This window comes from Rathayibacter sp. VKM Ac-2801 (assembly GCF_009834245.1).
Taxonomy (GTDB): domain Bacteria; phylum Actinomycetota; class Actinomycetes; order Actinomycetales; family Microbacteriaceae; genus Rathayibacter.
The window spans coordinates 1,431,662-1,449,426 of sequence record NZ_CP047183.1; the positions used below are offsets into that span (position 1 = coordinate 1,431,662).

Genomic DNA, 17,765 nt, shown 5'->3' on the forward strand with positions numbered 1-17,765 from the left:
CGCAGTCGACCACCTCCCGCCGAAGTCACGGATGAGGATGACCGGAGTCACGGTGAGGGCGTGACTGCGGTCACGGGTCGGCATCCCGGAGTCGGAGCTACAGTTGTCGACATGGGCTCAACTCCGGAGACGGCGGCGGAGGTCTCCGCGCCGTCAGCGGCAGGACACGAGCGGGTCGCGGTCGCGCCGTCCCTGTCGAGCACCGTGGACAGGACCGTCATCGCACTTCAGGCGATCGCCCTGTGCTGCCTCGTCCTGGCAGGGATCCTGGGCGTCGTGGACTCCGCGCAGAGAGGCACGGGTGCAGCGGTCGCGGTCACATGGCTCGCGCTGGTGCCTGTGATCGCCGGGCTCTGGGCCGTCCGGCCCCGACTGATCCGAGCGGGACACGGGGTCGCCGTGACGACGGTGTCCATCGTCGCGGCGACGCCGGTCGTCGTCTTCGGCCGGCTCGATTTCACGATCCCGGTCCTCCTCCTCGTCGTGGCGTTCGCGGTGGTCGACGTCTCGCTCCGTGCAGGGGCGCACGCGATGATCTGGATCGCCTCCGTCGGACTGGCCCTCCATGTCGGGGGCGCCGCCGGCTCGGGGAGGGCGCTGCTCTCCGGAGTGCTCGACGGTCTGCTCAACGTGGTGCCCGTGGCCGTGCTGATGTGCTTCGGGATCGCCCTGGGACTCTCTCTTCGCGGCTTCGAGAGCGAGCGATCCGCCGACCAGCGTGTGATCAGGCGGTTGCATCGCGCCTCCGAGACGGAGAAGGAGCTGCTGCTGTCGGACGAGCGCGCCCGGAGCGCACGCGAGCTCCACGACGGCCTCGGGTACAAGCTGACCCTCGTCTCGATGAGTCTCGAGCTCGCTGATCGCCTGCGCTCCGCCGATGCCGAGCAGGCGTGGGCTGAGGTCCGCACCGCCCGATCCACGTCGAGCGAGGCTCTCGCGGACATGCGGATGTGGGTACGAGCGCTCAGTCCCTTCCGGGACGCGGGCGCCCGCGGCCTGGCTGCGCTGGAGTTGATCGCGGAGTCCTTCCGCGGCACGGGCGTGACCGTCGATGTGGTCGGCGACGAGGCGTCGGACCGTGTGCTCACCAGCGACGATGAGACCGCGCTCGTCGTCTACCGAGGCGTGCAGGAAGGGCTGACGAACGCTCTGCGGCACGGCGCTGCCCGCAGAGTCCGCATCGATATCGAGACGGACGACGTCCGGCTCGAGCTCTCGCTGCTCAGCGACATCGGCGCGGGAAGGAGCAACGGGATCAGCGACGCCGAGCCTGTGCTGGGGTTCGGGCTGCGCGGCCTCGACGATCGCGCGACGGCTCGCGGAGGTCGGTTGACGGCGCGGCGCATCGGCGACCGGTTCCTCCTGCGCCTCTCGATCCCTCTCGGAGGCGCCGACGGGGAACGGGAGAGCCGCGCCTCGTGACTGAGACGACACCGAGGCGAGTGCTGCTGGTGGAGGACCAGCAGATGATCCGCCGTGGGCTGGTCATGCTCCTCTCGACGGTCGAGGGTGTCGTGGTCTCGGCCCAGGCCGAGAACGGACAGGCTGCTCTGCACATTCTGCGCACGACGGAGGTGGACGTCGTCGTCACCGACGCGCGGATGCCGGTCATGGGCGGCGTGGAGCTCGCCGCCGAGTGTGCGCAGCTCCATCCGCGTCTGCCCGTCCTCCTTCTGACGACCTTCGACGACGACGCGCTCGTGCAGGCGGCCCTCTCGGCCGGCGCTTCCGGATTCCTCCTGAAGGACACCTCGGTGGAGGGTCTCGTCGTGGCCCTCGACGCGGTGATCGCCGGCGGGATGGTGATCGATCCGCGCGTCACCCGGCCGGCCGTCCAGCCGGGTCGCACCGGCGAGAGCCCGCTGACGCTGCTCACGCGGAGCGAGCGGGTGGTCGCCGAGCTGGTGGCCGAAGGGCGGACCAACAGGGAGATCGCGGCCGCCCTCGTGCTCGCCGAGGGCACCGTGAAGAACCACGTCTCGGCGCTGCTGCGCAAGCTCGGCCTCCGCGACCGCACCGCCCTCGCGCTCACGCTCTACAAAGGCTTCCGCCCCGACGGCGCCTGAAGGCGCTGGTCGGATTGCGGCCCAGGCGCGGCCGTCCTCGGGCGCCCGACCCGCCGCCTATCCTTGAGGGCGATGTCGAACTCCCGCGCCGAGGCCGCCTACCTGCGCTCCCTCGGCGCGTTCCGGACGCCGACCCTGGATCTCCTCCACGGCCGGTACGCCCCGTTCGTCGTCGCCGCCCTGTCGCTCGTGTTCACCGTCGACCGGCAGGTGGTGGCCGTCGCTGACGCGCACGCCGAGGTGGGGGAGCTGCTCGAGGAGCTGCGCGCGGCCGGGTACGACGAGGGCGAGCGCGCACTGCCGAGCGGCACGGCGCGCGAGGTGTGCCGCTACTGGGTCCGCGTCGGCTGGCTCGTGCCGCAGATCGAGGGCGAGGCCGAGGTCTACCGGCTGAGCGCCCACGCCGTGAGCGCCCTCGAGATCACCGGGCGCACCGGCGGCGGACGCACGCGCGTCTCGAACTCGCGGGTGCGCACCCTGCTGGAGGCTGTCGAGCGGCTGGCCGCGGACGTCGAGCCCGACCCGGAGGCCCGGCTCTCGCGGCTCCGCGAGGAGCGAGCGCGCCTGGACGCCGAGATCGCGGCCCTCGAGGAGGGCGCCGACCTCGAGCCGGCGGACGACGAGCAGCTGCTCGAGGAGGCCGAGAACGTGGTGCACCTCGCCCGCGAGCTGCCGGCCGACTTCGCGCGGGTGGCGGAGTCGATCAAGGCGATGCAGCGCGACGTGGTCGCGGACCTGCGCCGCGACGTCCGCCCGACCGGCGAGGTGCTGCGGGAGTACCTCGAGCGCGGGCAGCACGTGATGCAGGCCACCAGCGAGGGCCGCGCGTTCGCCGGTGCCCTCCGCCTCCTGGGCGACCCCGAGCGGATCGATGCGCTCGCCGATCAGCTGCACACCGTGCTCGTGCAGCCGTTCTCCCGCCTGATGGACCCGGCCCAGCGCGCGGAGCTGGCCGCGATCGGCCGCCGGGTGGAGCTGGGCGTGCAGGAGGTCCTGACGGCGCAGCGTCGCGCCTCCCACGTCATCACCGGTCAGGTCCGCACCCACGATCCGGCTCGCGACCGCCAGGTGGATGAGCTGCTGCGCGACGTGATGGCGGGGCTCCAGGAGTGGACGGGCGGGATCTCCCCGGACGCGCCGGTCGCGCCGCTGCGGCACCTTCCCGTCGCCGGGATCGGCCACCTGCGGCAGACCCTGGGCGACGTGCGCCCGGCCGGCGGGCCGGCGCCCCTGGCCGGAGACGACGGCGACGCGGAGTTCGTCGGCGACGACAGTCGGGCGTGGGGCGGTCCCCGGTACGCGGAGCTGGAGGCCTACGTCGCGGAACTCGGCGACGAGTTCGATCTGGCCGACGCGTTCAGTGCGGCTCCGGAGGACACGCGACGGCCCGTCGACCTGCTCGGACTGCTGGAGATCGCGCACCGGACGGGCCTCGTCGACCGCGAGGGCTACTCCGTCGTGAGTGCTCGCCGACCCGACGGGACCGTGCGCCGCTTCGCCTTCGGATCCGTGACCGCCCGCACCGAGGAGGAGACCGACGATGAGTGACACCCTGGCGACCGACGAGCCCGCCGCCGATCCGTTCATCGCGCCCGTCTCGATGGAGGACGACCCCGACGAGCTCTTCCCCGGCGACCGCGGCGTCCTCGACACCGAGGTGCGCCGCGTGCTCGTGCACGTGCTGCAGCGCCGCTTCCTCCTCGCCGACCGCCATCGCGAGCAGTGGGCCGTGCTCCAGGAGCACCGTCAGCTGATCGAGTCGCGGCTGAACGACCTGTTCGTGCGGCTCATCGTCGACCACGAGCGCGGGGTCGCCTACAAGCAGCAGGTGCGCTCCGACGAGGTCGAGATGCCGGTGCTGCTGCGCGACCTCCCCTACTCCCGCGCCGAGACGCTGGTGCTGGTGCACCTGCGCACGGTGCATCAGCGGGAGTCGGCGGCCGGCGAGCCGTCGGCGCGGGTGGACGTCGAGGAGGTCGAGCAGACGGTGCTCAGCTACTTCGCCGACGCCGAGCGCGACACCGCGCGTCGGCAGCGCATGGTCCGCAAGGCACTGGAGCGGCTCGGCCGCGACGGCATCGTCGACGAGGAGTCCGCGGGGCGGTACCGGATCAGCCCGATCGTGGAGATCGTGCTGAGCGCGCCGAAGCTGCGGGAGCTGAGCGACTGGCTGCGCGGGCGGGCAGGCGAGGACGCGTCCTCGGTGGTCGCCGGAGCGGCGCTCGCCGAGGAGCCCGGCTCGGACGATCCGGAGCAGGCGGACGACGACGCGCTCGAGGACGACGGCGTCGGCGAGGACGCGGACCTGTCCTCGGGCGCCGATCTCCCTGAGGACGCCGACGCACCTGATCCCGTCACCGCGGACGACGAGCCGATCGACGACGACACCCCCGACCCGGAGGACGACCCCCGATGACGATGCTCGACACCCTCTTCGGCCTGATCCCCGCCGCCTCGCGCGGTCAGCAGTGGCTCGCCGAGGACCTGCAGCTGGTCAACTGGGGCGGCTACGACGGCGCGCACCGGGTCCGCTTCTCGCCCGGCGCCACGCTGCTCTGCGGCGGCTCGGGCTCCGGCAAGTCCACGCTGATGGACGCCTACATCGCCCTGATGATGCCGCACACCACACCGTTCAACGGTGCCTCGAACGGCGGAGTGACGGGCCGTCCGCGCGGCGAGGACCAGCGCAACATCCTCTCCTACGCGCGCGGCAAGCTCGACGAGTCCCGCACGGACGAGGGCACGACCATGCGCGTCCTGCGCGGCGACGGAGTCGACACCTGGACCGCCGTCGCGATGACCTGGGTCGACCACGACGGCTCGCGGTTCAGCGCGGTCCGCGCCTGGTACGTCCCGGCCGGATCCCGCGTGCTCGAGGAGACGGTGCGCGTCCGCGCGAGCGCCGAGGGCCCGGTCGACCTCGCCGCACTCGACCGCGCGGCGGCGCACCGCTTCTCCGACGCGTCGCTGCGCGCGGCCGGCCTGGACCCGCTCGGCACCGATCGCGAGTTCTCGGCGCGCCTGCACGCGGTGCTCGGCATCGGAGCGGCGGGAGCCGGATCGAAGGCGATGAGCCTGCTCGCCCGCATCCAGGCCGGTCAGCAGATCACCACCGTCGACGACCTCTACAAGCGGCTCGTGCTCGAGGAGCCCGAGACCCTGGCCTCCGCCGACGCGGTCGTCGCTCACTTCGACGAACTCGAGAGCACCCGGCAGCGGATGCTCACCGCGCGCCAGCAGGTCGCGGCGCTCGAGCCGCTGCGGGGCCTGCGCCTGCGCATCGCCGCCTCGGCCGAGCGCGTGCGCCTGATCGACGCGCTCGGGGAGTTCGACGCCCCGGTGTCGCCCGCGGCCCTGTGGCGGGCGGAGCAGCGCCTCGGCCTTCTGCGCGACGTCGAGGCGGAGCTGCGCGAGCGCACCCGCGCCGTCGACGCCGTGCTCCGCGAGAAGCGGGCGCTCGCCGAGGCGGCGGAGTCGGAGCGGGACGGTCTCGCCGAGGTGCTGCGGGCCTCCGGCGGCGACCGACTCGAGACGGCTCAGCGCGAGCTCCGCGAGGTGGAGCGGCGGCTCGGCGCGGCGCGCGAGAACCGGGCCCGGCTCGAGGAGGACCTGCGCGCTCTCGGCGAATCGGAGACCACCCGCGAGCGCTTCGAGGCGGTGCTCGCCCGGGCGGCGGGCGCGGCCGACGCCAAGCGCAGCACCCGCGCGGCCTGGTCGGACGCGGTCGCCGAGCGGAAGGCCGCGGCGCGCGAGCTCGCCGAGCTCGAGGCGGAGGAGCGCTCGGCCTCGGACCGTCGGGACAGCATCCCCCGGCCTCTGCACGAGGCGCGCGAGCGGCTCGCGGAGGCGGCCGGCCTCACCGTCGACGACCTGCCCTTCGTCGGCGAGCTGGTCGAGGTCCGCGCCGAGTTCGAGCCCTGGCGCGAGGCCTTCACGCTCGCCCTCGGCGGCTTCGCGACGACGCTGATGATCGACTCCGCTCACCTGGACCGCTTCCGCCGCGCCATCGACTCCCTCCGGATCCCGGTCCGGCTCCGCTACGAGGGCGTGGAGACCGGGCTCGAGGAGGTGCGGGGCCTCGACCCGCAGACGCTGCCCGGGCGCCTCGACTACCGCGCCACCGCCTTCACCGGCTGGCTGCAGGACCGGCTCGAGGACCGCTTCGGCTACGTCTGCGTCGACAGTGCCGCGGAGCTCGGACGCCACCGGCTCGCCCTGACCCTCACCGGTCAGCTCTCGCAGGGGCAGCGCGGTGCACACGGCGGCCACGGCGCCGCGAACGTCCTCGGCTTCTCCAACTCCCGTCGGCTCCGCGAGCTGCGAGCCCTGATCGAGGCGGCCCGGGCTCGCAGCGCGGCGGCCGTCTCGGCGGCGTCGGCGGCGGAGGAGGCCCTCGATGCGCTCGACGACCGGATGACGCGCCACGCCCGCCTGGCGCTGGTGAGCTGGGAGACGGTCGACGTCGAGTCGCTGCTCGCCGAGCAGGAGCGCTGGGAGGCGGTCGGCGCGGAGGCGGCGGAGGCGAACCCCGAGCTCGCCGGGCTGCAGGAGCAGATCGACGGGTTCCGCGGCCGCCTCGAGCGCCTCCGCCAGGAGATCGCCCGCGCCGGCGTGGAGCGCGAGCGGATCGAGGCCGAGTGGGCCGTCGTGGTCGACGACGTCGACGCGAGTCAGGCGGTTCTCGATGCGGCGGAGCGGACCGGGCGCGAGCTCGACGACGACCAGCGCGCCTTCCTCGACGCCCGGTTCACCCTGACCGAGGCCGCGGCGTCCGGGAGCGCCTCGGACGTCCTGGTCCGCTTCGACGCCGCGCTGGCCACGGCGGCACAGCGACTGGCGGAGGACCGCCGCTCCGCGGCCGAGGCGCACGAGCAGCAGCGGGAGAGCGCCGGCCGGATCATGGCCGGCTTCCTCGACCGCTGGCCGAACCCGAACCTGCTCGTGGATCCCGAGGCGTCCGCGGGCGACTTCGAGCGGCTGCTCGACGCCCTCGAGACCAGCGGCCTGCACCGCCTCGAGACCGAGTGGCGCGACAGCCTGCTCACTCTCTCCGGCAACGACCTCACGAGCTTCGACTCCACGCTCGGCCGCTCGCTCCGCGAGATCCGCGAGCGGATCGAGCCGATCAATGTGATCATGCAGGATCTGCCGTTCTACGACGACGGCCACCGCCTGCAGATCACCACCCGCGAGAACCAGTCGGAGGTGCGCCGCCGCTTCCGACGGGAGCTCCGCGAGGTGCGCGCGCAGATCCAGGCGGTGTCCACGGAGGAGGAGCGCGAGCAGGTCTACCGGCGGATGTCCCGGCTCATCCAGCGGCTGCGGCGCACCGCGCCCGATTTCGGGGACCTCGTCGACGTCCGCAACCACGTCCGAGTCAGCGCCGAGCGCGTGGACGCCGTCACCCGAGCGCACGTGGCGCTGTACGACCACATCGGCGAGAAGTCCGGCGGGGAGTCGCAGGAGCTGATCGCCTTCATCGTCGGAGCCGCGCTGCGCTACCAGCTCGGCGACGCGGGAGCCGACCGCCCCCGGTACGCCCCGGTGTTCATGGACGAGGCGCTGATCAAGGCGGACGCCCACTTCACCAAGCGGGCGATCGGCGCGTGGCGAGGTCTCGGCTTCCAGCTCGTGATCGGCGCCCCGAACGACAAGTACAGCGCTATCGAGCCGCACGTCGAGGTGGAGTACGACATCCTCAAGGACACGCGCGGACGCTCGTGGGCCAGGCCGAAGGTGGGCCTGGCCCCGTAGGGCTACTTCCCGATCTTCGCGTGGCTGCGCGAGTAGGCGAAGTAGATCGCGAAGCCCACGGCCAGCCAGATCAGGAAGCGCAGCCAGGTCTCGATCGAGAGGTTGAGCATCAGGTAGGTGCAGATCAGGGCCGAGAGCAGCGGGAGCCACGGGTTCAGCGGGACCCGGAAGCCGCGCTTCAGGTCGGGCCGCTTGCGGCGCAGCACCACGACTCCGACCGAGACCAGCACGAACGCCGAGAGCGTGCCGATGTTGACCATCTCCTCGAGCACGCCGATCGGGGTGAGCCCGGCGAGCAGGGCGACGACGATCGTCACGACCACGGAGGTGAACCACGGCGTGCGCAGGCGCGGGTGGACGGTGGCCAGGCGCCGGGGGAGGAGTCCGTCGCGCGCCATCGCGAAGATGATGCGCGTCGCTCCGATCAGCAGCGTCAGCACGACGGTGGTCAGACCGGCGACGGCGCCGGCCGAGATGACCGTCGCCATCCAGGTCTGCCCGTGGTACGCGAATGCGTTGGCGAGCGCGGCGGACGGGTCGAGCTCGCGGTAGGGGACCATGCCGGTCACGACGAGGGCGACGGCGCAGTAGAGGACCGTGCAGATGATCAGCGAGGCGATGATGCCGATGGGCAGATCGCGCTGGGGGCGGCGCGTCTCCTCCGCGGTCGTCGCGACGACGTCGAACCCGATGTAGGCGAAGAACACCAGGGAGGCGCCGGCGATGATCCCGCCGACCCCGAAGGTGGCCGGCTCGATGCCCGAGAGGAACTGCAGGAGCGGCTGGGTCAGCCCGGACGCGGACTGGGAGGGCTCGGCGGTGGGGACGAACGGCGTGTAGTTGGCGGTGTTCACGAACTGCAGGCCCGCGATGATGACGAACAGGACGATGAACAGCTTGATCGCGACGAGCACCAGGTTCACGCGCAGCGACTCCTTGATCCCGAAGGTCATCAGCGCGCCGAGCACGAGGACGAGCAGGATCGCCGGCACGTCGACCACGCCGCCGTAGGTGAGCGCCGGTGGGAGCGTCACTCCCAGCTGCTGCAGCAGCGACCCGAGGTAGGCGCTCCACCCCTGCGCGACGACGCTCGCTCCGAGGAACAGCTCGAGGATCAGGTCCCAGCCGATGATCCAGGCGAAGAGCTCGCCCAGGGAGGCGTAGGAGAAGGTGTAGGCGGAGCCCGACACCGGGACCGTGGAGGCGAACTCGGCGTAGCACATGGCTGCGAGGGCGCAGGCGAAGGCGGCGATGACGAAGCTCAGGACGATCGCCGGTCCGGCGATGTCGTGGGCGGCGCGTCCGGTGAGGGTGAAGATGCCGGCGCCGATCACGACCCCGACGCCGAAGACCGTGAGGTCGAGCGCGGTCAGCGACTTCTTGAGCTTGTACTCGGGCTCATCGGTGTCGGCGATCGACTGCTCGACGGACTTGGTGCGGAGGAGGCTCACGGTGGTTCTCTCTGTGGGCTGCGGGGTGGAGGCGCGAGGGCCACTGGGGAGGATAGCGGGGCGGGCGCCTCTGCCGCGCCGGGCGTCGCGCGGGTACGCTTCCCGGCCATGAGCAGGATCTTCTCCGTGGCGTTCGCCGACGTGCACCCCCTCTACGTGGCGAAGGTGGAGCGCAAGGGCCGGACGAAGGAGGAGGTCGACGAGGCGGTGCGCTGGCTCACCGGCTTCTCGGACGAGGAGCTGACCCGGCACCTCGAGAGCAGGACGACCTTCGAGGAGCTCTTCGCGGCGGCGCGCCTGCCTCCGCAGGCCTCGGCGATCACGGGGGTGGTCTGCGGCGTGCGGGTGGAGACGATCGAGGATCCGCTGATGCAGCGCATCCGGTACCTCGACAAGCTGATCGACGAGATCGCGAAGGGACGGCCGATGGCGAAGGTGCTGCGGGCTCCCGCGGCCGGCTGAGCCGCCGGCACCGGGCGCTCCTCCACAGGTGCCGATCCGCTCCGGTTCTCCCCGGTCCGGGGCTGCGGGATTCTCCGCCCCCGGCCACGCGAGCAGGGTGTCCGACATGACATCCACACAGCGAACCCCTGCTCCTCCCTTCCGCCGTCGCGATCCCGAAGTCCTGCGGGCGAGCGCCATCCAGGACCTCCTGGCGGCCGTCCCCTCCATCATCGGCATCCGGCCGGAGGAGTCCGTCGTGGTGGTGCCGTTCCTCGGCACGCGCGCCGGTGGTGGCTTCCGGATCCCGCTCCCGGAGACGCTGCGCGGGATCGAGGCGGAGGCGCTGGCGGGCGGCTGCGCGGCCATGATGGAGACGATGCCGCGAGCCACCGGTGTGCTGGTGGTGGTCTGCACCCGCGCGGGCTACGCCGAGGAGCGGGGCATCCCGCATCTCGACCTCGGCCGTGCGGTGCTCCGCAGACTGGAGCGCACGCGCCTGGACATCATCGCCGTGGCCTGCATCGCCGCCGACGGATGGGGGCGCTACACGGACGCCGAGGAGTGCCGCCGGCCGCGTCCGCTCCTCGAGATCGAGCGGAGCGAGACCGGCGTCCTCGCCCGAGCGGTGGCCGACGAGCCTCTGGACATCGACGCGCTCTCGGTGCTGCCGCCGGTCGACGAGGCCGACCGCGCGCTCGTCGCCGAGGTTCTCCGCCGGCCGCCCCTGGTCGGCGACACGGAGCGGCTCGTCGAGCGCTGGCTCAGCGGACCGCGGGACGTCCGCCGCGAAGGACTGATCGTCCGCACCCTGCAGTTACCGCCACTCCGCGACCGGGTGACCGTGCAGATCGCGCGGAGCGCGCAGGCGGGGGTCGATGTGCCGCCCGTCGTGGTCGGCGAGGCCCGCGCCGGAGCGGACGACGATCAGGACCTCGAGCTGTCGGTCCTGCTGCTCGGTAGCGGGCGCGCTCCGGAGCGCGCCCGTCTGGCCCGGGCGACCGGGCTCCTCGCCCGTGCCGCTGCGCTGGCACCGGAGGAGGCTCGCTCCTCCGTGCTGACCGTGCTCGCCTGGTGCTGGTGGGCGAGGGGAGTCTCGAGCCTCGCCGGGCTCCATCTCGATGAGGCGCTGCGGCTCGACCCCGACGACTCGATGGCCCGGCTCTACGCCTCGCTGTTCGCGGCCCGCCCGCTGCCGGACTGGGTGCTCGCCGCCGCTGCGGAGGCCCTCGACGCCGCGAGCACCTGAGGCCGGGGGCCGGACCGGTGCGCTCTCCCCGGAGACGGATGCTCTTGCGCCGGGGGGAGGGCCGGCCCTAATGTGCAACCACATGGTTGTACAAATGGATGCCGACATCGACCTGCTCTTCCGGGCGCTGGCCGACAGCACCCGTCGCGACATCGTCGCCCGGGTGCTGGTCGGCGAGCAGTCCGTCTCCGCACTCGCGGCGCGCTACGAGATGTCGTTCGCGGCGGTGCAGAAGCATGTGGCCGTCCTCGAGCGGGCGGCACTCGTCCGCAAGCGGAGGAGCGGGCGGGAGCAGCTGGTGCAGGGCGAGGTCGCCGCAGTGCGGCGGGCGTCGCGCCTGCTCGACGCCTACGAGCAGCTGTGGGCGGGGAGGGTCGACCGCATGTCGGACCTCCTCGACGAGGAGTGACACCCGCGAGCCGACCGGTGCGCGGGATCTGCTGGAGGGAGAGGCGCGATGAGCGTGCTGCAGTCCGTGAAGGACATCGAGGAACTGACTCTGACCGTGACCGCCGAGTTCGACGCGGGGATCGAGCGCGTCTGGCTCCTCTGGACGGACCCGCGCCGGCTCGAGCGCTGGTGGGGGCCGCCGACCTGGCCGGCGACGTTCGAGCGGCACGAGCCGGTCGAGGGCGGGCGGAGCGCCTACGTCATGACCGGACCGGACGGCGAGCAGGCGCGCGGCTGGTGGCGCGTGACCCGGGTGGAGGAGCCGACGCGGTTCGAGTTCGAGGACGGCTTCGCCGACGAGCGGGGCGACCCGGTCGACGCGCTGGGCGTCACCCGGGCCACGGTCACCCTCGACGAGATCGAGCCGGGGCGCACGCGGATGGTCCTCAGCAGCCGTTTCGAGTCGGTCGAGCAGCTCGAGCAGATGGTCCAGATGGGCATGGAGGAGGGCCTCCGCCAGGCGATCGGCCAGATCGACGTGATCCTGCTCGAGGGTTGAGACGGCGCCGTCGCCTCGGAGGCATCGGCGCTCGCCGGGCCGATCCTTCTGGCGGAGGAGCCGCCCCTGCTACTGCTCGGGGTCGGTGAGGGCGGCGGCGTAGGCGCGGACGGAGCGCTGGTACCGGGGGAGCCTTGGAGCCAGCGCCTCCAGAGCAGTCCGCAGGGCCTCGTCGACGCGCCCGGCGCTGTGCAGGGCGAGCGCGAGGAACACCTCCCGCGCGGAGCCCACAGCGGGGTGCGCAGCGGCGCCGGCGAGGAGGTCGATCGCCTCGTCGGTGCGTCCGAGGTTCCGGAGCGTCGAGGCGTACTGGATCGTCAGCCGCGCACGCCGCTCGTCGTCGAGGCCAGCGGCGAGGGCCCGCTCGTACTCGACCGCCGCATCCGCCTCGTGTCCCGCGCTGTCGAGCGCGCCGCCCAGCTCGAAGGCGGCGACTCCGTCGTGTCCCGGGTAGCGGGCTGCGAGGACGCGCATCCGCTCGACGACGCCGTCCGGGTCGTCCTGAGCGTCGAGGCGCTCGACCGCCGCGAGCCAGAGGGCGAGCGCATCGGTCTCGGAGCGGTCGGAGTCGGAGGCGCGTGTCTCGGTCACGCCTCCGACGCTACCGCGCCCGCGCCGTGCGGCGGAGCGGGGCTACGAGGCGCTCGAGTCGGAGCCGTCGTCGTCCGACGCGTCGTCGTTCGACCCGGAGGTGCTCGCTCCGACCGGCGCGGCGCGGCGCCCGGCCTCGATCAGGGCGGTCGACGCAGCCGCTCCGCCGATCAGGGCGAACAGCGCCCACCCTGCTCCCCACTTGCGCTTGCCGATCAGGGCGTCGAACGAGAGCGCACCGGGACCGTCCGCGACGATCGCGGCCGCCGCCGCGACGAGGACGCCGTTGTACTCCCAGCCCCCGCCCGCGTTCCACAGGCCGTTGCTCCAGTGCACCTTCCGCACGGCGGTGACCATCGTGGCGATGAGTCCGGCGGCGGCGAGCGGAGTCGCGGCGCCGAGGGCGAGAGCGGCGCCTCCGGCCGTCTCGGTCACCGCTGCGGCGACGGCATTGCGCCGGGCCGGGTGCATCTCCAGGCTCGACATCATCTGCTCGGTGCCGTCGAGGCCGGGGCCGTCGAACGAGCCCCGCAGCTTCTGCAGACCGTGTCCGACGAAGAGCCCGCCGACGGCGAGACGGAGAGCGAGTGAGCCGACCTTCATGATGACCTCCGGGGTGGGGTGGGGACGTGTAGTGCGAGGGTCGCGGCTGGGCCGCGCCCGGTCAAGGGGTCGCGCCCGGCGACCGGGCAGCTCGGGAGGGGTGCGCGCTCAGAGCAGCGTGTAGGCGGAGGCGTCCATCATCACGGTGCCGTCGGTGCACACCTGGAGCTCGGCGGGAGCGCGGACCGCGCCGTCCTCCGCGTCGAGGACCTCGGCGACGAGGTACGCGGAGGTCCCGACCGCGCAGCCGTAGGCGCCGGGGGAGTGCCAGGCGACCCGGACGTCCGCTCGGGCGCCCGGGGCGAGGATCACGGGAGCGTCGGGGTTCGGGCCGGAGGCGTCGGCGACCGCGCTGATCCGGTTCCCGTCGGCGTCGGTCGCGTAGACGCCGGGGATCCCCGCGAGAGCGCAGTCCGAGGAGGAGGTGCTGGTGAGCACGAGGTCGAAGGCGCTGTTCCCGGCACCCGACGCGTCGGGGTCGGGCTGGTACTCCATCGTCAGGTCGGAGCCGGTGCAGCGCGCTGCCGTCGGATCCGCGGCGGGAGAGCCGGTCGACGAGGGCTCGGGGGTCGCCGTGACCGTCACCGTCACGGTCGGAGTCGGCGACGGCGAAGCGGTCGCGGCCGGTGAAGCGGTCGCGGTCGGCGTCGGGAGCGGCGTCCGCGCCGACGGGGCTCCGCCGCTGCCCGCGCAGCCGGAGAGGACGAGGACGAGTGCTGCTACTGCCAGCGCGGAGGCGCCGGTCCGGTGCGAGAACGTGCTCATGTCCGCAGTCTGCCACCGCCCGGACCGATCGGCCCCGCGGATCCGCGAGCATTCTCGGAGGTCCCGGTCAGGGAGGCGGAGGACGGATGCGGCGGGCGTCCGGAGGTGCCCCTCCTCGCGCCCGCCGCACCGGGGTCGGCGCTAGACGCGGACGACCATCTTCCCGGTGTTGCCGCCGCGCATCATCGAGAGGAACGCGTCCACGGCGTGGTCGATGCCGTCGACGACGGTCTCGTCGTAGGCGATCTCCCCGTCGGCGAACCAGCCGGCCATCAGCCGGTTGAACTCCGGCGCGTGGTCGAGGTAGCCGGACAGCGTGAAACCGCGCAGCGTGAGACCGCGGGTGATGATGTTCGCCATGTTGTCGGGACCCGGCGTCTTCTCGGTGCTGTTGTAGCCGGCGATCGCTCCGCAGAGCGCCGCGCGGCCGCCGTCGCGGAAGGCGTCGAGCGCCGCCTCGAGGTGGTCGCCGCCGACGTTGTCGAAGTACACGTCGATCCCGTCGGGCGCGGCCTCGGCCAGCTGCTCGCGGACCGGGCCGGAGTGGTAGTCGAAGGCGGCGTCGTAGCCGTACTTCTCCGTCAGCAGGCGGACCTTCTCGGCCGAGCCCGCGGATCCGACGACCCGCTCGGCTCCGAGGAGGCGTGCGATCTGGCCTGCGGCCGAGCCGACAGCTCCCGCGGCGCCGGAGACGAAGACGGTGTCGCCCTCCTTCATGCCCGCGATGGCGGTGAGCCCGACGTACGCGGTGAGACCGGTCATCCCGAGGATGCCGAGACGGAGCGAGAGCGGCACCCCGGGGATCTCGGGGACGACGCGGAACTGCGACGACTCGGCCTGCACGATGTCGCGCCAGCCGAGCTGGTGCAGGACCGCGCTGCCGACGGGGAACGCGGGGTCGTCGGAGACGGTCACGCGGCCGACGGCGCCTCCGGTCATGGTCTCGCCGAGGGCGAAGGGCGGGGTGTAGCTCTTGACGTCGTTCATGCGGCCGCGCATGTAGGGGTCGACCGAGAGGAAGGCGTTCTCGACGCGGATCTCGCCCGCGGCCGGGTCGCCGTACTCGACGGTCGCGGTCCGGAAGTCCTCGGCGACGGGCCAGCCGTCGGGTCGGCGGACGAGCTGGATCTGGGTGCTGGTGACGGTGCTCATGGGGCCTTTCGTGGTGGTGGAGCGGAGGCGATCAGAGTGCGAGGCCGACGGCGAGCGCGATCACCGCGAGCAGACCCGGGGTCATCTGGGTCAGCGCGGCGCGGCGCTTGGTCGGAGAGGAGAGGAGGAGGACGAGCGCTGCGGCGACCGTCGATCCGGCGCCGGCGAACACGAGGGCCGCGCCGACGGCGGTGGCCCCGGTCGCGACGGCGACGATGCCCGCCACGGTGACGACGGCGAGGAAGAGGTTGTAGAAGCCCTGGTTGTAGGCCATCTCCTTCGTCGCCTCCGCCTCGCCCGCGGTCGTGCCGAACGTCGAGCGGGCGCGCGGGGTCGTCCAGAGGACCGACTCGAGCACGAAGATGTAGACGTGCAGCGCCGCAGCGAGAGCGGCGAGCACCAGTCCGAGAACGATCACGGCGGGCCTCCAGGCGAGGGTGGTGGTGCGGAGGGCTCCGCACCGATTGTGTAACGACCAGTCCACAATATACTGGAGCGAGCGGTCCGCGCCAGTGCGGCACCGCAGCCGTCACCCGTCAGGAGGAGCGCCGTGGGTCGCACGCAGGGCTTCGACACCGAGCAGGTCGTCCGCGCCGCCCGCGCCGTCTTCTGGGAGAGCGGCTTCGAGGAGGCGTCGCTCCCCGACCTGGAGTCCGCGACCGGACTGCGCCGCTCCAGCCTCTACCACGCCTTCGGCAGCAAGCGCGGGCTCTTCGACGCGGCCGTGCAGAGCTACCTCGACGAGGTGGTGCGGCCCCGGCTCGCCCCCCTCGTCGCTCCGCGCGGTGCGTCACCGACAGCGCTGGAGGAGTACTTCACCGGGCTGCGGGCGGCGCTCGCCGACTCCCGCACGCTCTCCGCCAGGAGCGGCTGCCTGCTGCTCAACGCCGCGGGCGCGCCGATCGCCCGCGACGACGCGGTGCGCGAGGTGATCGCCCATTACCGGGCGGAGCTGCTGGGCGCTCTGCGAGCCGGCGCGCTGGCCCGGTGGCCGGGCGCGCAGGCGTGGGCGTCGGCTCAGGCGGACGTCCTCGTGTCGCTGCTGGTGGCCGCACTCGTGCTGGCTCGGGTCGATCCGGAGCAGTCGCTCGCCACCGTGGACGCGGCGCTCGCACTGGTGCGGTCCTCCGCGCCCTGACAGCGGCGCCACGAACGCCGGGGCACCGCCCGCGGGCCGTGCCCGCTCCTCGCACTCGGAGCGCCGGGTCGACAGGCACAGCACGACGCCCCCGTGCGCTTCGCATCCTGATCGACACAGGCGCACGGGGGCGTCGGGCAGGCGGATCAGTCGGTGCCGGCGTCGAACGCCGCACCCTCCGAGGCCAGGTCGGTGGCGCGCCCGAGCGCGTCGGCCGCTGCGGACCCGCCGCCCTCGGTGATCGCGTCGGCCTCGCCGATCTCGAGCTCGCCGACGAGCTCGGCGGTCGGGCCGCCGACCAGCCCGGCGGCCGCGTACTGCTCGAGCCGCGACCGGGAGTCGGCGATGTCGAGGTTGCGCATCGTGAGCTGGCCGATGCGGTCCTCGGGGCCGAACGCGGCGTCGCCGACGCGCTCCATCGAGAGCTTGTCGGGGTGGTAGCTCAGCGCGGGGCCCGTGGTGTCGAGGATCGTGTAGTCGTCGCCGCGGCGCAGACGCAGAGTGACCTCGCCCGACACGGCCGAGCCGACCCAGCGCTGGATGGACTCGCGCAGCATCAGCGACTGCGGGTCGAGCCACCGGCCCTCGTACATCAGGCGGCCGAGGCGGCGGCCCTCCGAGTGGTACTGGGCGACCGTGTCCTCGTTGTGGATCGCGTTGAGCAGGCGCTCGTAGGCGATGTGCAGGAGCGCCATGCCCGGGGCCTCGTAGATGCCGCGGCTCTTGGCCTCGATGATCCGGTTCTCGATCTGGTCCGAGACGCCGAGCCCGTGGCGCCCGCCGATCGCGTTCGCCTCGAGCACGAGGGCGACCGCGTCCGAGAACTCGACGCCGTTCAGCGCGACGGGGCGGCCGGCCTCGAAGCGCACCGAGACGACCTCGGAGGCGATCTCGACCTCGTCGCGCCACGAGGCGACTCCCATGATGGGCTCGACGAGCTCAAGACCGCTGGAGAGCTCCTCGAGGCGCTTCGCCTCGTGGGTGGCTCCCCAGATGTTGGCGTCGGTCGAGTACGCCTTCTCGGTGGCGTCGCGGTAGGGGAAGCCGCGGGCGACGAGCCACTCCGACATCTCGGTGCGGCCGCCGAGCTCGTTGACGAACTGCACGTCGAGCCACGGCTTGTAGATGCGCAGGCGGGGGTTGGCGAGCAGGCCGTAGCGGTAGAACCGCTCGATGTCGTTACCCTTGTAGGTCGAGCCGTCGCCCCAGATGTCGACGCCGTCCTCGCGCATGGCGCGGACGAGGAGGGTGCCGGTCACGGCACGGCCGAGGGGGGTGGTGTTGAAGTAGGTCTTGCCGCCCGAGCGGATGTGGAAGGCGCCGCACTGCAGCGCGACCAGTCCCTCCTCCACCAGAGCGCTCTTCGCGTCGACCAGGCGCGAGATCTCGGCGCCGTACTGCGCGGCGCGCGAGGGGACGCTCTCGATGTCGGGCTCGTCGTACTGCCCGATGTCGGCGGTGTAGGTGCAGGGCACCGCGCCCTTCTCGCGCATCCAGGCGACGGCGACGGATGTGTCGAGGCCTCCCGAGAATGCGATTCCGACACGCTCGCCCACGGGCAGACTGCTCAACACTTTCGACATGCCTCCGATTTTAGGAGGCTCGC

17 protein-coding genes are annotated in these 17,765 nt (G+C 72.8%); 10 read left to right on the top strand and 7 right to left on the bottom strand.

Annotated features, from left to right (window positions below; genetic code table 11):
- Positions 1–60: 60 nt before the first annotated feature.
- The 5 genes from GSU45_RS06575 (at position 61) to GSU45_RS06595 (ending at position 7,820) form a co-directional block, all read left to right on the top strand.
- A complete protein-coding gene (locus GSU45_RS06575) occupies positions 61–1,422 on the top strand; it encodes a histidine kinase (RefSeq protein ID WP_159913688.1) in 1,362 nt (453 codons plus the stop codon).
- Entirely contained in the window at positions 1,419–2,066 is a 648-nt protein-coding gene (locus tag GSU45_RS06580) for a response regulator transcription factor (protein WP_244248245.1), read from the top strand. The genes GSU45_RS06575 and GSU45_RS06580 overlap by 4 nt, the downstream gene beginning before the upstream one ends.
- Positions 2,067–2,138: 72 nt before the next feature.
- Complete coding sequence (locus GSU45_RS06585) at positions 2,139–3,614, top strand: DUF3375 domain-containing protein (protein WP_159913690.1); 1,476 nt, start codon at positions 2,139–2,141, stop codon at positions 3,612–3,614.
- Positions 3,607–4,482, top strand: a complete 876-nt coding sequence (locus GSU45_RS06590; protein WP_159913692.1) for a DUF4194 domain-containing protein — start codon at positions 3,607–3,609, stop codon at positions 4,480–4,482. The genes GSU45_RS06585 and GSU45_RS06590 overlap by 8 nt, the downstream gene beginning before the upstream one ends.
- Positions 4,479–7,820, top strand: coding sequence for an ATP-binding protein (locus GSU45_RS06595; RefSeq protein WP_159913694.1), 3,342 nt, complete (start codon positions 4,479–4,481; stop codon positions 7,818–7,820). Before GSU45_RS06590 ends, GSU45_RS06595 begins: the two co-directional genes overlap by 4 nt.
- 2 nt (positions 7,821–7,822) lie before the next feature.
- On the opposite strand, the gene GSU45_RS06600 is transcribed toward GSU45_RS06595, so the two are convergent.
- Entirely contained in the window at positions 7,823–9,271 is a 1,449-nt protein-coding gene (locus GSU45_RS06600) for an amino acid permease (protein ID WP_159913696.1), read from the bottom strand.
- A 108-nt stretch (positions 9,272–9,379) separates the two neighbouring features.
- Here GSU45_RS06600 and GSU45_RS06605 point away from each other — a divergent pair, with 108 nt between their 5' ends.
- The 4 genes from GSU45_RS06605 (at position 9,380) to GSU45_RS06620 (ending at position 11,910) form a co-directional block, all read left to right on the top strand.
- Positions 9,380–9,733, top strand: coding sequence for a DUF2200 domain-containing protein (locus tag GSU45_RS06605; RefSeq protein ID WP_159913698.1), 354 nt, complete (start codon positions 9,380–9,382; stop codon positions 9,731–9,733).
- A 106-nt stretch (positions 9,734–9,839) separates the two neighbouring features.
- On the top strand, positions 9,840–10,961 hold the full coding sequence (locus GSU45_RS06610; protein WP_159913700.1) for a DUF4192 family protein: 1,122 nt from the start codon (positions 9,840–9,842) through the stop codon (positions 10,959–10,961).
- An 82-nt stretch (positions 10,962–11,043) separates the two neighbouring features.
- Positions 11,044–11,370, top strand: coding sequence for a helix-turn-helix domain-containing protein (locus GSU45_RS06615; protein ID WP_159913702.1), 327 nt, complete (start codon positions 11,044–11,046; stop codon positions 11,368–11,370).
- 48 nt (positions 11,371–11,418) lie between these two features.
- Complete coding sequence (locus GSU45_RS06620) at positions 11,419–11,910, top strand: SRPBCC domain-containing protein (protein ID WP_159913704.1); 492 nt, start codon at positions 11,419–11,421, stop codon at positions 11,908–11,910.
- A gap of 69 nt (positions 11,911–11,979) precedes the next feature.
- On the opposite strand, the gene GSU45_RS06625 is transcribed toward GSU45_RS06620, so the two are convergent.
- The 5 genes from GSU45_RS06625 to GSU45_RS06645 form a co-directional block, all read right to left on the bottom strand.
- Positions 11,980–12,501: a tetratricopeptide repeat protein gene (locus GSU45_RS06625; protein ID WP_244248246.1), complete on the bottom strand. Its 522-nt coding sequence runs from the start codon at positions 12,499–12,501 to the stop codon at positions 11,980–11,982.
- Positions 12,502–12,543: 42 nt separating this feature from the next.
- The gene (locus tag GSU45_RS06630) at positions 12,544–13,104 is read right to left on the bottom strand and encodes a DoxX family membrane protein (RefSeq protein WP_159913706.1); all 561 of its coding nucleotides are present in this window, start codon (positions 13,102–13,104) and stop codon (positions 12,544–12,546) included.
- Between the two features lie 108 nt (positions 13,105–13,212).
- Entirely contained in the window at positions 13,213–13,869 is a 657-nt protein-coding gene (locus tag GSU45_RS06635) for a DUF4232 domain-containing protein (protein WP_159913708.1), read from the bottom strand.
- A 141-nt stretch (positions 13,870–14,010) separates the two neighbouring features.
- Positions 14,011–15,021, bottom strand: coding sequence for an NADP-dependent oxidoreductase (locus tag GSU45_RS06640; RefSeq protein WP_159913710.1), 1,011 nt, complete (start codon positions 15,019–15,021; stop codon positions 14,011–14,013).
- A gap of 31 nt (positions 15,022–15,052) precedes the next feature.
- A complete protein-coding gene (locus GSU45_RS06645) occupies positions 15,053–15,439 on the bottom strand; it encodes a DUF1304 domain-containing protein (RefSeq protein ID WP_159913712.1) in 387 nt (128 codons plus the stop codon).
- A gap of 132 nt (positions 15,440–15,571) precedes the next feature.
- Between GSU45_RS06645 and GSU45_RS06650 the strand changes: the two genes are divergently transcribed.
- Positions 15,572–16,159: a TetR/AcrR family transcriptional regulator gene (locus GSU45_RS06650; RefSeq protein ID WP_159913714.1), complete on the top strand. Its 588-nt coding sequence runs from the start codon at positions 15,572–15,574 to the stop codon at positions 16,157–16,159.
- A 146-nt stretch (positions 16,160–16,305) separates the two neighbouring features.
- On the opposite strand, the gene argG is transcribed toward GSU45_RS06650, so the two are convergent.
- A complete protein-coding gene (argG, locus tag GSU45_RS06655; RefSeq protein ID WP_104222545.1) occupies positions 16,306–17,742 on the bottom strand; it encodes an argininosuccinate synthase in 1,437 nt (478 codons plus the stop codon).
- Between the last annotated feature and the right edge of the window lie 23 nt (positions 17,743–17,765).

Excerpts from the sequence above, each read along its gene's own strand:
- GSU45_RS06585 (WP_159913690.1), top strand. The coding sequence starts at position 2,139 with ATGTCGAACTCCCGCGCCGAGGCCGCCTACCTGCGCTCCCTCGGCGCG.
- GSU45_RS06590 (WP_159913692.1), top strand. The coding sequence starts at position 3,607 with ATGAGTGACACCCTGGCGACCGACGAGCCCGCCGCCGATCCGTTCATC.
- GSU45_RS06595 (WP_159913694.1), top strand. The coding sequence starts at position 4,479 with ATGACGATGCTCGACACCCTCTTCGGCCTGATCCCCGCCGCCTCGCGC.
- GSU45_RS06605 (WP_159913698.1), top strand. The coding sequence starts at position 9,380 with ATGAGCAGGATCTTCTCCGTGGCGTTCGCCGACGTGCACCCCCTCTAC.
- GSU45_RS06610 (WP_159913700.1), top strand. The coding sequence starts at position 9,840 with ATGACATCCACACAGCGAACCCCTGCTCCTCCCTTCCGCCGTCGCGAT.
- GSU45_RS06615 (WP_159913702.1), top strand. The coding sequence starts at position 11,044 with ATGGTTGTACAAATGGATGCCGACATCGACCTGCTCTTCCGGGCGCTG.
- GSU45_RS06620 (WP_159913704.1), top strand. The coding sequence starts at position 11,419 with ATGAGCGTGCTGCAGTCCGTGAAGGACATCGAGGAACTGACTCTGACC.
- GSU45_RS06630 (WP_159913706.1), bottom strand. The coding sequence starts at position 13,104 with ATGAAGGTCGGCTCACTCGCTCTCCGTCTCGCCGTCGGCGGGCTCTTC.
- GSU45_RS06635 (WP_159913708.1), bottom strand. The coding sequence starts at position 13,869 with ATGAGCACGTTCTCGCACCGGACCGGCGCCTCCGCGCTGGCAGTAGCA.
- GSU45_RS06640 (WP_159913710.1), bottom strand. The coding sequence starts at position 15,021 with ATGAGCACCGTCACCAGCACCCAGATCCAGCTCGTCCGCCGACCCGAC.
- argG (WP_104222545.1), bottom strand. The coding sequence starts at position 17,742 with ATGTCGAAAGTGTTGAGCAGTCTGCCCGTGGGCGAGCGTGTCGGAATC.